11 protein-coding genes are annotated in these 11,914 nt (G+C 59.5%); 7 read left to right on the forward strand and 4 right to left on the reverse strand.

Going from position 1 to position 11,914, the window contains the following annotated elements; all coding sequences use genetic code 11:
- Positions 1-35: 35 nt before the first annotated feature.
- Entirely contained in the window at positions 36-1,580 is a 1,545-nt protein-coding gene (locus BT119_RS07290) for a phosphoenolpyruvate carboxykinase (RefSeq protein WP_003367573.1), read from the forward strand.
- A 128-nt stretch (positions 1,581-1,708) separates the two neighbouring features.
- On the forward strand, positions 1,709-2,212 hold the full coding sequence (locus BT119_RS07295; protein ID WP_003435032.1) for a GNAT family N-acetyltransferase: 504 nt from the start codon (positions 1,709-1,711) through the stop codon (positions 2,210-2,212).
- 95 nt (positions 2,213-2,307) lie between these two features.
- On the opposite strand, the gene BT119_RS07300 is transcribed toward BT119_RS07295, so the two are convergent.
- The 4 genes from BT119_RS07300 to BT119_RS07315 form a co-directional block, all read right to left on the reverse strand.
- Positions 2,308-3,015 carry a hypothetical protein gene (locus BT119_RS07300; protein WP_003367575.1) on the reverse strand — a complete coding sequence of 236 codons (708 nt, stop codon included), beginning with the start codon at positions 3,013-3,015 and terminating at the stop codon, positions 2,308-2,310.
- Positions 3,016-3,144: 129 nt separating this feature from the next.
- Positions 3,145-3,594: a hypothetical protein gene (locus BT119_RS07305; RefSeq protein WP_003367576.1), complete on the reverse strand. Its 450-nt coding sequence runs from the start codon at positions 3,592-3,594 to the stop codon at positions 3,145-3,147.
- Between the two features lie 449 nt (positions 3,595-4,043).
- Positions 4,044-4,757, reverse strand: a complete 714-nt coding sequence (locus BT119_RS07310; RefSeq protein ID WP_003367577.1) for a cupin domain-containing protein — start codon at positions 4,755-4,757, stop codon at positions 4,044-4,046.
- Between the two features lie 160 nt (positions 4,758-4,917).
- Entirely contained in the window at positions 4,918-5,775 is an 858-nt protein-coding gene (locus BT119_RS07315) for a GNAT family N-acetyltransferase (RefSeq protein ID WP_003367578.1), read from the reverse strand.
- 534 nt (positions 5,776-6,309) lie between these two features.
- Between BT119_RS07315 and BT119_RS07325 the strand changes: the two genes are divergently transcribed.
- The 5 genes from BT119_RS07325 to BT119_RS07345 all read left to right on the forward strand — a co-directional run bounded on the left by BT119_RS07325 (position 6,310) and on the right by BT119_RS07345 (position 11,913).
- Positions 6,310-6,978, forward strand: coding sequence for a haloacid dehalogenase type II (locus BT119_RS07325; RefSeq protein WP_003367579.1), 669 nt, complete (start codon positions 6,310-6,312; stop codon positions 6,976-6,978).
- 66 nt (positions 6,979-7,044) lie between these two features.
- A complete protein-coding gene (locus tag BT119_RS07330; RefSeq protein ID WP_003367580.1) occupies positions 7,045-8,319 on the forward strand; it encodes an NAD(P)/FAD-dependent oxidoreductase in 1,275 nt (424 codons plus the stop codon).
- 93 nt (positions 8,320-8,412) lie between these two features.
- The gene (locus tag BT119_RS07335; protein WP_072365214.1) at positions 8,413-10,050 is read left to right on the forward strand and encodes an ABC transporter substrate-binding protein; all 1,638 of its coding nucleotides are present in this window, start codon (positions 8,413-8,415) and stop codon (positions 10,048-10,050) included.
- 31 nt (positions 10,051-10,081) lie between these two features.
- Positions 10,082-11,038, forward strand: coding sequence for an ABC transporter permease (locus BT119_RS07340; RefSeq protein WP_003367584.1), 957 nt, complete (start codon positions 10,082-10,084; stop codon positions 11,036-11,038).
- Entirely contained in the window at positions 11,035-11,913 is an 879-nt protein-coding gene (locus BT119_RS07345; RefSeq protein ID WP_072365216.1) for an ABC transporter permease, read from the forward strand. Before BT119_RS07340 ends, BT119_RS07345 begins: the two co-directional genes overlap by 4 nt.
- The last annotated feature ends 1 nt before the right edge of the window (position 11,914 follow it).

Raw genomic sequence — 11,914 nt, forward strand, 5'->3', positions numbered from 1 at the left:
TTGGAGCACTCGGCAACAGGCCGACGGGGAACCTCATGACGCAAACCAACAACGCTGTGTACACCGATCTGAGCACCGACGAACTGGTCAAGGAAGCCCTTGCCCGCAAAGAAGGCGTACTTTCCGATACTGGCGCACTGGTTGTGGAGACAGGCCATCGTACTGGCCGTTCGCCGGTCGATCGTTTCATCGTTGAAGAGCCGAGCACTCAGGACGCCATCGCCTGGGGCCCGATCAACCGCAAGTTCCCGGCCGAGAAATTCGACGCCCTGTGGAACCGTGTCGGTGCGTACCTCGCCGAGCGCGAGCGCTTCGTTTCCCATGTTCATGTAGGCTCCGATCCTGCGCACTACCTGCCCGTCAAGATGACCACCGAGACTGCGTGGCACAATCTGTTCGGCCGTTGCCTGTTCATCAACCCTGAACAGTACAACCCGGCTGGCAAGGACGAGTGGGAAATCCAGAACGCGCCATGGTTCGTTTGCGACCCTGAGCGTGACGGCACCAACTCCGACGGCACCGTGATCATCAACTTCGCAGCCCGCAAGGTGCTGATCGCAGGCATGCGTTATGCCGGCGAAATGAAGAAAGCCATGTTCTCGGTGCAGAACTTCCTGCTCCCGGCTTCCGACGTTCTGCCGATGCACTGCGCAGCCAACATGGGCGAAGAGGGCGATGTAACCCTGTTCTTCGGCCTGTCCGGCACCGGCAAAACCACCCTGTCCGCCGACGAAAGCCGTTACCTGATCGGTGACGACGAACACGGCTGGGGCGAAGGCGTGGTGTTCAACATCGAAGGCGGTTGCTATGCCAAGTGCATCGACCTGTCCGAGAAGAACGAGCCGGTCATCTGGAAAGCCATCCAGCACGGCGCGGTACTGGAAAACGTCGTACTCGACCCGGTTACCAAAAAAGCCGATTACGCCGACAGCAGCCTGACCCAGAACAGCCGTGCGGCCTACCCGCGCGAACTGATCGAAAAACGCGCACCGAAAAACCTCGGTGGCGAGCCGAACGCCGTTATCTTCCTGACCTGCGACCTGACCGGCGTACTGCCGCCTGTGTCGATCCTCAGCGAAGAACAGGCCGCCTACCACTTCCTGTCGGGTTACACCGCACTGGTCGGCTCGACTGAAATGGGTTCGGGTTCGGGCATCAAGTCCACCTTCTCCACCTGCTTCGGCGCACCGTTCTTCCCGCGTCCGGCTGGCGAATACGCAGAACTGCTGATCAAGCGCATCCGTGGCTTCAAATCCAAGGTCTACCTGGTCAACACCGGCTGGACCGGCGGCGGCTACGGCGTCGGCAAGCGCTTCAACATCCCGACCACCCGTGGCGTGATCGCAGCGATCCAGAGCGGCGCACTGATCGGTGCCGAAACCGAGCACCTCGACACCATCAACCTCGACGTACCGAAGTCGGTACCCGGCGTCGATACCGGCCTGCTCAACCCACGTAACACCTGGGCTGACAAAGCCGCCTACGACGAAGCCGCAAAAGCACTGGCTGGCCTGTTCGTGGAGAACTTCAAGAAGTTCGACGTGAGCGACGCCATCAAGGCTGCGGGTCCGAAGTTGTAATTAAACATCTTCAGGGTCACACGCCCGTGTGACCCTCGAAAATGCTCAAGCAAACGCCTCGACTTGTCGGGGCGTTTGCTTGTCTGGAATACTGATTTCCACTGAGAACGATGGCCAGGAGGTGTGTTGTGGGGGTAACCGGGATTCAGATACGGCGTTTCGTGCCGAGCGACGAGCAAGGTGTATCGGCGATGATTCTGCCCATCCAACGCGAAGAGTTCGGTATTCCCATCACCGCCGAAGACCAGCCTGACCTGAAAGCGATTCCGGACTTTTACCAGACCGGCACGGGGGATTTCTGGGTCGCGGTACAAGACGATCAGGTCATCGGCAGCATCGGCCTCAGGGACATCGGCGCAGGCCAGGCAGCACTGCGCAAGATGTTTGTCGCCGCGCCGTTTCGCGGCCGGGAATTCTCCGTTGCAGCCAGACTGCTCGAGCGCCTGATCGAGGAATCAACTCGCAAGGGCGTCACCGAAGTATTCCTGGGCACGACCGACAAGTTTCACGCTGCGCATCGCTTCTATGAAAAGCACGGCTTTAGAGAGATCACGAAGGAGGACCTGCCTGCGAGCTTTCCGTTGATCGCGGTGGACAGCAAGTTCTATGTGCTGGGCCTGAAAGAACAATGACGTGGCTACACCGCAGCGGTGTCGGCGAACCGCAATGCAGCAGAACGCGGACAGCCATAGAGGGCACGCGAACCCGCGTGCTCCGTCACAGGCGCTCAAGTCCCCTGAGTGCCTGACTGGCTTTTCAGCGTGTTAAAAATGTCCATCGCCGAGCTGTCCCCCGATGTAATGTTGGCGGCGTAATGGGCGGGGTATTGGGCTTTTTCTATGGGTGGCAGCTGATCGTAATGGGCGAGAAGCATGACCAGCGTTTGAGTACTTTTGCCGGTTTCGTTGTACTCGTCGGTATACCTTTGGCATATGGCCCTTTTCCATACTTGCTCTTGAGAGTAGTTTTCGGAGTAAGCAGCATTTCTTTCGTTTATTGTGAAGTCGCCACCCTCGTCATAAATAATCAACCTCAGTTGATCCTGAGATAAACCCGCGAATGGGTTTTTTCCTGCCCCGTTGTTGAACGAAGTCGCTTGCACGGCTCTTTCGAGCAATGCAGGGTCGTCCGTATCCGGAATCTCTGCGTCGTGCAGTTTTCTATTGGCGTAATAGCTGTTGCCTGCAACTTTATCACTAATATTTTTTGCCAAGCCCCCCAGGCTTTTGAAGTCAAGACTGCTGTCGCGAGCCTGAGCTCGTGCGGCACTACTACTTAATTGACGGGACAATGTCGAGAAGGTGGCACCGTCAATAGCAGATGCAGAATCAAGTTCTTTCAGGCTGGAGTTTAAAGTCGTGGCGGAGGTGCTTTTCTCGACAGTCGTTAGTGCAGTTTTATGGGTGAGGTGTGTGAGGGATGTTGTATCAATCATGCTGCGTCCTCGCGGCAGGGGCCAATCCATGGCTTTATATTCACTCTTTGTATCGGCCCAGCCAGACACCGCTTTAGTTTTCCGCTGAAAAGCGTGCGTATCAAAATGCGACACGCACGCTCCGGGGGCTTATTTCATGGTGAATTCAGCAGCCCACGCGTAGGTAGAGAGATTGGTGGCGCGAGACGTCGCCGCGCAGACAGCGCCGCCTTCAGAATTTGCAGTCCGGTTCCATTTCGGCACCTTGGCCCCGCCTGCACCGGGAAGCTTTATAAAGGTGGTCGAGAATACGCAAACCTTGGACCCCATGACGTAGCGAACACTGGCGTAGCTGGTATCCGGCGAGAGAGTGCTTTGCATCGAGTAAGTATCTGAACCTCCCGGGGGGACTGCAGAGTTAATCGGTGATTTAGCATTCAGCCGGGCAGATATCTCATTACGCGTAACGGGTTTATACTCCGCCACTTCGGAGCCCAGGTTTTTAAATGTAACAGTAACTGCTGGTCCCGCTTGCGCCGTAACGCTGGTGCACAGTGTTGCAAAAGCAAGGGAAGCCAATAAGGTCTTGTTGGTTTTCATCGGGAATAATCCTTGAGTTAAATGAGTAATTTCATATTGATTTTGAATAAGGTAAACGCGAGACGAAACGGGGTAGCGGTCGTTCGTGCCCATACGGATCGTTCAGCTTATAGCGTGTCGCGGAGGGTTAGTAAGTCGTGCGCACAGTGAATGCGTCGGTCAGATAAAGTATCTCCAGTCAACATGATAGATAAAGGTTAAGCGATGCATAAAGCGCATGACTGCCTTGATGGGCCCGTCAGGAGCAAATTTTAACTTGCTGAAATTAGTTATTGTTTTTTAACACAAGCGACACGGAAGGCAAGTAGGAAACTTCTGATTTTTCGTGCATTGGCGAAAGAAATTTTTAATTCTTGTCTTTTAGCGCTGCATTGGATTAACTGCGCTGGCGAGAGCTAAACATGTAAGTATATTGCGCCCTACAAGGCTGAAGGGCGCAATAACTTTCTTCACGTCACCGCATAAAACTTGCGCACATACCCCGTGCTGGTCCATTTGCAGGGCGCGCCCTGGGCGACGAATACGGTATCGCCGGTATTCACACTCAGGCTCGGGCCGTTTTCCAGGCTCAACACTACGCTGCCTTCGATCAGGTTCATCAGTTCATGGATCTTGTGCGGCCGCGAGATGCGCTCGTAGGGTGTGGAGTCCCAGACGCCGATGCGCAAAGTGCTTGCGGTGTCTTCAAACAGGTTGTTGCTGCGGCACTGCGGCAGCGCGCTGATCATGATCGCCGGGTCTGGCGGTGACGACGGCGTGAGCATGGCGAGGCGGTCGAGCGCGGTGATGCCGGGTTTGTCTGGCCCGCTGGCCTGGGTGGACGCGCAGAACGCCCAGAGGCTGTCCGGTTGCGCTTCGATACGTACTTGAGTGCCGCGCCCGATCACGGCACTTTCGCCGGTCTTGATCGTGATGCTCTCGGTGCCGGAGGTCAGAGTGGCGGACCCGCGATGCATCACCAGCATTTCGGTGTAGGGGTAGGCCTCTATCGAGAGCGCCGTACCCAATTCAACGATGCCAGCCGCAATACCTTGCTCATCGACAAATGCTGTGCGGCGGCCATTATCGAACGGGTCGTGCGCATCAATGGGGCCGGTGGTGAATTCGGTATCTACCGGGCTGAGGTCAGCGCGGGCCAATAGCAGGACTGTGGGGTGGGGCATTGAGTCGGGCTCCTGAAGTTGAAGAGTGGCTGATCGTTCCCACGCTCTGCGTGGTAATGCCTTTCGTGACGCTCTGCGTCACATGCTCAAGACCGGACGCAGAGCGTCCAGAACTGCATGCCAACGCAGAGCATTGGCACGATGATGTTCTTCCGGGCGATCAGCCGATCGCCTGGGTAATCAGCGCAAACTGGCGCACACCCTGACTGGCTTGCGGGACTGCGCCCATGCTCATGCAGGTCACGCTATCGACGCGCTTGAGGCCGGCGTCCTCCAGCCAGTCGGCCAGGCCGCTGTCGGTCGGGATGTCGATACGCACGAAGGCATAAGGCACGCGGGCCAGCAGTTCTCCGATCATGTGTTTGGCCTGGTCGACGCTCTGGGCGACGACAGGGCCGAGGCACAGGCCACGGCCGAACGGGCGCAGCAGAGCAAAGGCCTGTAACTGGCCGTCGTGCTCGATGCCGACGGCGTGCTCAAGGTTGTTCAGCACATCGCCCAGCGTCACCGAGCGGTCCATGCCCGAACCGGCGTTGGCCAGTTCCAGCACGCGAGGGTGGTCAGCCTCGCTCAGCCCCCGGCAACGTTCCTGTGCCTTCAATTCGGTGGTGCCGGTCGGTTGTGCCTGCCCCTGACGCTGCTGGATCTCGCCAAAACTGACAAACCCCATCTTCGCGTAGAGCGGCGCACCCGCCAGTGTGGCGTTGAGGACCGCCGTGCGGGGCGCGACGCAGCCGACGGCCAGCTCCATCAACTTGCGACCAATGCCCTTGCCCTGATATTCGTCGCTGACAATCACCAGACCAATGGTAGAAAACTCGCCCTGATGGCAGGCAAAGGCACTGCCGATCAACCGCCCGTTGTGTACCGCGACAAAGCCTTGGGCGACACGTTGCAGCATGGCCCAGTCCTCAAGCCGATGCGGCCACTTCAAGGCGATGGATAACTCGTGCGCGTTGCCGACGTCGGCTGCGGTCATGGGGCGAAATTCAAAATCGAGGCGTTGCTGAGCGAGCATGACGTGTCTCCGTCCAGAAGGATGCACAGGCAATAAAAGGATGCGTCAGGCATGTTGTATCCCACCTGCTGCGGACGGTGACAAGAGGGCTGCACGCATTCGGCAGATTCCACGAAGTGCCGTTCGCCAGACCACAGTTACTGCTTAAATCGGCGCGGCCTCCGGCAGCAAATGCTTAGGGTTTTCACCCCGTGTTCAAGCCTTTTATATAGGGCTCGGAGTTTGTCGCCCGCCAAGCGCTGTCGCGGCGCAGTTTCTGCGGCGCAAACCCGCGGGTTTGAGCCCGAGCGCCCTGAAAAGGGTCATAAAAGCGCCGAAAACCGGGCTCTGCCCAAGGCTGGAGCGCCCCGCAAAGTCTGCTGAGCGCGCACCTCAAAACGGTGGTTTCTATCAAGCAGCCATCACTTTTAACGCCATCTGCTGATTTCACGGTGTTGTAATGAGGTTGTGCTGCAGCGTGCATCACCGCCCCTGAACATCAGGCCGGATTGCTCGTCATGCCATGACCTCAACGAACTTTCAGGACCGCACACAATGAGCTTTCTTCGACCAAAATTCATTACGTTCGACTGCTACGGCACCTTGACCAATTTCCACATGGGCACCATGACGCGCGAGCTGTTTGCCGACCGCGTTGCGGCTGAACAGATGGATCAGTTCGTCAAGGATTTTTCGGCGTATCGTCTGGATCAGGTCATGGGTGACTGGATGCCGTACGACGAAATCCTCAAGGTCGCACTGGCTCGCACCTGCAAGCGCTGGAACGTTGAATACCGCGAAGAAGGCCAACTGTATTACGACGCCGTGCCGACCTGGGGCCCGCACGCCGATGTGCCCGCCGGCCTGTCGAAAATCGCCGACAAGATCCCGCTGGTGATTTTCTCCAACGCCAGCGACAGCCAGATCATGTCCAACGTCGAAAAGCTCGGCGCGCCGTTCCACAAGGTGTTCACCGCTGAACAGGCCAAGGCCTACAAACCGCGTCTGGCTGCTTTCGAGTTCATGCTCGACAACCTGGGTTGCGGCCCGGAAGACATCTTGCATGTGTCCTCGAGCTTCCGTTACGACCTGTTCTCGGCGCATGACATGAAGATCAGGAACAAGGCATTCGTGGCGCGTGGTCATGAGCAGCCAGCCAACAGCAGCTTCGAATACCACCAGATTCCCGATATCGGCGGACTGGCCGGGCTGGTCGGCCTGTAAGCCAGGCCCGACGCCTGACACCGGCATTTTTCAAGGTGCTCTTCGATGAGTGACAAGGGGAACGAGATGCGCAGTGAGTCTTACTGGCTCGATACGGCTCCAGGCTTTACCGGCGCGCAGGACGGCGCAGTGGAGGGGCAGGCTGACGTGGTAGTGGTCGGTGGCGGTTTCACCGGCCTTGCGGCGGCGCGTGCATTGGCCTTGAAAGGTGCCAGCGTGGTGGTTCTGGAAGCAGGCCGGGTGATCGGCGAAGCGTCGGGCCGCAATGGCGGACAGTGCAATACCGGCGTGGCCCAGGACTATGCGTCGCTGAGCGCAACCCTGGGTGCCGATCAGGCACGCGAGTATTACAAGGCTTACGAAAGTGCGGTGCAGAGCGTCGTGACCGTGATTGAGCAGGAAAACATCACCTGCGACATCAAGCGTAACGGCAAGCTCAAGCTGGCGGCCAAGCCAGGGCATTACGAGGGACTGGCGCGCACCTGCGAGCTGATCCGCCGTGAAGTCGATGCTGACGTCGAGCTGCTGTCCGCCCAGGACGTGCGCGCCGAAATCGATTCGAACGAGTTTCACGGCGGCCTGCTGCAGCGCAACGGCATACAGATGCATGTCGGACGTTTCGGTCTGGGTCTCGCCGACGCGGCGGTGCGTCATGGCGCAAGGGTCTATCAGAACGCAACGGTAAAGGACTGGAAGACCAACCGTGGCGGCTTTGTGGTCAACACCTCGAAGGGCTCGATCCAGGCCGGCCAGCTGCTGCTGGCGACCGGTGCCTGCCAGCATGGCGGACTGGGCTGGTATCGCCGGCGCATCGTGCCGGTCGGCAGTTTCGTCATCGTCACTGAAGTGTTGCCGCAAGCGCTGATCGACCAACTGTTCCCCCACCAGCGCGCTTACGTGACCAGCCGTTTGATCGGCAACTATTTCCGCCTCACGCCGGACAACCGCCTGCTGTTCGGCGGGCGGGCGCGCTTCGCCATGTCCAACAGCAGCTCCGACGCCAAGAGCGGCAAGGTGCTGCAGGCGGCCATGGTGCAGATGTTTCCGCAACTGGCACACGTCAAGGTCGACTACTGCTGGGGCGGGCTGGTGGACATGACCTCGGACCGTCTGCCGCGTGCAGGCGAACACAACGGGGTCTTCTACTCGATGGGTTACAGCGGCCACGGTGTACAGATGTCAGTGCACATGGGGCGGATGATGGCCGAAGTCATGGAAGGCAAGGCACAGGCCAATCCGTGGAAGGACCTGAGCTGGCCAGCCATTCCCGGCCACTTCGGCAAGCCATGGTTTCTGCCGCTGGTAGGCGCGTATTACCGCTACCAGGACAGCCGCCACTGAGTGTTTGTTTGACCGTCGTCGTGTGTGTTTGAAGGACGCTCCGGCCAACCGTGAGCAATTCGGAATTTCCCCTTTTCGACAGGTAGAACTGATATGGCTGATAACAAAACCGACTCCGCGTTGATCACAGGCCAAGACAGCCTGCGGGTTTTCGAAGGTCTCAATCGTGGCCTGTCGCGGCGCGATGCGTTGCGCATGCTGGGTGTTGCAGGTGTGGTTGCGGCGGGCTCCACCAGCCTGTTCGGCGCGGCCGGCAAGGTCTTTGCCGATGACGCGGATGCCCCTGTCAAAGGCAAGCCGGGCGGCCGCATTCGCGTTGCCGGCATGTCCAGTTCTACCGCCGACACGCTGGATCCGGCCAAAGGCGCGCTGTCTACCGACTACGTGCGTCATTTCATGTTCTACAACGGCCTGACCCGTTTCGACAGCCATCTGGTGCCGCACATGGAGCTGGCCGAGAAGATCGAAAGCGACAACGCGACCGTCTGGACCGTGACCCTGCGCCAGGGCGTGACCTTCCACAACGGCAAGGCGCTGACCGCTGGCGACGTGGTGTTCTCCCTGTCGCGCCACAAGGACCCGGCCACTGGCTCGAAAGTCCTGCCACTGATGGCACAGTTTTCCGAGATCAAGGCCACCGGCCCGCTGGAAGTGCAGATCACCCTCAGTTCGCCCAACGCCGAGCTGCCGTCGATCCTCGCCGTTTCACACCTGCTGATCGTGCCCGAAGGCACCACCGACTTCAGCAAAGGCATCGGCACCGGGCCATTCACCGTCAAGGAATTCAACCCTGGCGTGCGCTCGGTCAGTGCACGCAACCCCAACTACTGGAAGCCGGGCCTGCCGTACCTGGACGAGATCGAATTCATCGCCATCAGCGACGAGCCATCGCGGGTCAACGCGCTGCTTTCCGGCGACGTACACATGATCAACGAGGTCAATCCGCGCTCCACCACACGCATTGCCGCCAGCGCCGAACACCGCGTGGTCGATGCACCGTCCGGCAACTACACCAACCTGATCATTCGTCAGGACCAGATGCCCGGCAAGAGCCCGGAATTCACCGAGGCCATGAAGTACCTGCTGGACCGTGAACAGGTCAAATCGGCGGTGTTCCGTGGCTACGCGCGCGTGGGTAATGACCATCCGATCTCGCCAGGCTCGCGCTACTTCAACGCCGACCTGCCACAGCGCGCCTACGACCCGGAAAAAGCCAAATTCCTGCTCAAGAAAGCCGGCATGGAAAAGATCACCATGGCCGTCGCGGCATCGCCTGCCGCCACGGGTTCGGTGGACATCGCCGTGCTGCTGCAACAGTCCGCCAAACAGGCCGGGCTGACCCTCAACGTCAACCGTTTGCCAAGCGACGGCTACTGGTCCAACCACTGGATGAAACACCCGCTGAGCTTCGGCAACATCAACCCGCGCCCCAACGCAGACGTGATTTTCTCGCAGTTCTTCCAGTCCACCGCGCCGTGGAATGAATCCGGCTGGAAAAACGACCAGTTCGACCAGTTGCTGTTGCTGGCCCGTGGCGAAACCGACGACGCCAAGCGCGCCAAAATGTATGGCGACATGCAGGCGCTGGTGAGCCAGAACTGCGGCATCGGCATCCCCGTGTTCATCAGCAATATCGACGGTGTGGACAAGCGTATCCAGGGCTACTCCAGCAACCCGCTGGGCGGCTTCATGGGCTACATGTTCAGCGAGCAGGTGTGGCTGGACGCATAAATGCAACGCTGAACCGAGCAGGAGGATGCAGATGAATAGCAACACACTCTGGTTGATCGTGCAGCGCTTCGGCGCGGCGATCGTGACGTTGTTGATCGTTTCCATCGTGGTCTTCGCCATCACGGCGGTGTTGCCCGGAGACGCAGCGCAACAGGCCCTTGGGCAATTCGCGACGCCTGAACAGGTCGCGGCATTGCGTACCCAACTGGGCCTCGATCAGCCAGGTGTGGTGCGTTATCTGCATTGGTTGACCAACCTGCTCGGCGGCAACCTCGGCGAATCGGTCTCCAACGCGATGCCGGTTTCAGAGCTGATTGCCGGACGCTTTCCGAAAACCCTGATGCTCTCGGCCACCACCGCGCTGGTATCGGTGCCGGTTGCGCTGGCACTCGGCATCGGCGCCGCAATGGGCCGTGGCGGTCGCCTCGATGGCGCGCTGAATTTCATCACCCTGTCACTGGTCGCGGTGCCCGAGTTTCTGGTGGCGACGCTGGCGGTGCTGATTTTCGCCGTCAACCTGGGCTGGCTGTCCGCGCTGTCCTACGGCGCCGATGTCAGCTCGCCGTGGCAGTTCATGCGCACGTATGCATTGCCGGTGATGACCCTGTGCTGCGTGATCGTGGCGCAGATGGCGCGCATGACCCGCGCTGCGGTCATCGATCAGCTGGACAGCCCGTATGTGGAAATGGCGCGCCTCAAGGGCGTCAGCCCGGTGCGCATCGTCTTGCGCCATGCCTTGCCGAACGCCATCGGGCCGATCGTCAACGCCGTGGCACTGAGCCTGTCGTACCTGCTCGGCGGGGTGGTTATCGTCGAGACCATCTTCAACTATCCCGGCATCGCCAGCCTGATGGTCGATGCCGTGACCAACCGTGACATGGCCCTGGTGCAGGGCTGCACGATGCTGTTCTGCTCCGCTTACCTTGGGTTGGTGCTGATGGCCGACCTGTGTGCAATTCTTTCCAATCCGAGGCTGAGAACCCAATGACTCAATTCATTGCGAAATCGACGCCTGCGGCGCCGCAACCGGTGCTTCGCAAAAAGGTGTCCCGTCCGACCTCATGGCTTGGCCTGCTGGGCGCTACGGTGTGCTTCATCTGGTTGATGGTCGCCCTGTTCGGCCCCTGGCTCGCGCCGCATCCGGTGGGCGAAGTGGTCTCCGACAACATGTTCGAAAACATGAGCGCAGCCTACCCGTTCGGCACTGATTACCTGGGCCGCGACATGCTCAGCCGCGTGCTGGTCGGTGCGCGCTTCACCGTCGGTCTGGCATTGATTTCTGCCGTGCTGGCCAGCGGCCTCGGCACCCTGTGTGCGCTGCTGTCGGTGGTCGCGCCAAAATGGCTGGACGAAATCATCAGCCGCCTGATGGACGCGTTCATCTCGATCCCTAGCAAAATGCTGGCACTGATCATGGTCTCGGCGTTCGGCTCGTCCGAAGTGTTGCTCATCTGCACGGCGGTACTGAGCTACACGCCAGGCGCGTTTCGGATCGCCCGCAGCCTGGCGGTGAACATCGAGGCGCTGGAGTACGTGCAAGTGGCGCGCACACGCGGCGAGGGCCGTATCTACATTGCCTGCCGGGAAATCCTGCCGAACATGCTCAACCCGGTCATGACCGACCTGGGCCTGCGCTTCGGCTTCATCGTCTTGCTGCTCAGCGGCATGAGCTTTCTGGGGCTCGGTGTACAACCGCCTGACGCCGACCTTGGCTCGCTGGTACGCGAGAACATCGGCGGCCTCAGCCAGGGCGCTCCGGCCATCGTGATCCCGGCACTGGCCATCGGCACCCTGACCATCGGTGTCAACCTGTTCATCGACCGGCTGGCCTCGCGGCGCGGCCGTCGTTCGGGAGGGCATTGAG

The sequence above is a fragment of the Pseudomonas sp. NFACC10-1 genome (assembly GCF_900119195.1).
In the GTDB taxonomy this organism is placed as follows: domain Bacteria; phylum Pseudomonadota; class Gammaproteobacteria; order Pseudomonadales; family Pseudomonadaceae; genus Aquipseudomonas; species Aquipseudomonas cerasi.

Bases quoted from the DNA above. Each gene is read 5' to 3' on its own strand.
- BT119_RS07340 (WP_003367584.1), top strand. From the start codon at position 10,082: ATGAATAGCAACACACTCTGGTTGATCGTGCAGCGCTTCGGCGCGGCG.
- BT119_RS07305 (WP_003367576.1), bottom strand. From the start codon at position 3,594: ATGAAAACCAACAAGACCTTATTGGCTTCCCTTGCTTTTGCAACACTG.
- BT119_RS07335 (WP_072365214.1), top strand. From the start codon at position 8,413: ATGGCTGATAACAAAACCGACTCCGCGTTGATCACAGGCCAAGACAGC.
- BT119_RS07330 (WP_003367580.1), top strand. From the start codon at position 7,045: ATGCGCAGTGAGTCTTACTGGCTCGATACGGCTCCAGGCTTTACCGGC.
- BT119_RS07315 (WP_003367578.1), bottom strand. From the start codon at position 5,775: ATGCTCGCTCAGCAACGCCTCGATTTTGAATTTCGCCCCATGACCGCA.
- BT119_RS07310 (WP_003367577.1), bottom strand. From the start codon at position 4,757: ATGCCCCACCCCACAGTCCTGCTATTGGCCCGCGCTGACCTCAGCCCG.
- BT119_RS07325 (WP_003367579.1), top strand. From the start codon at position 6,310: ATGAGCTTTCTTCGACCAAAATTCATTACGTTCGACTGCTACGGCACC.
- BT119_RS07300 (WP_003367575.1), bottom strand. From the start codon at position 3,015: ATGATTGATACAACATCCCTCACACACCTCACCCATAAAACTGCACTA.
- BT119_RS07290 (WP_003367573.1), top strand. From the start codon at position 36: ATGACGCAAACCAACAACGCTGTGTACACCGATCTGAGCACCGACGAA.
- BT119_RS07345 (WP_072365216.1), top strand. From the start codon at position 11,035: ATGACTCAATTCATTGCGAAATCGACGCCTGCGGCGCCGCAACCGGTG.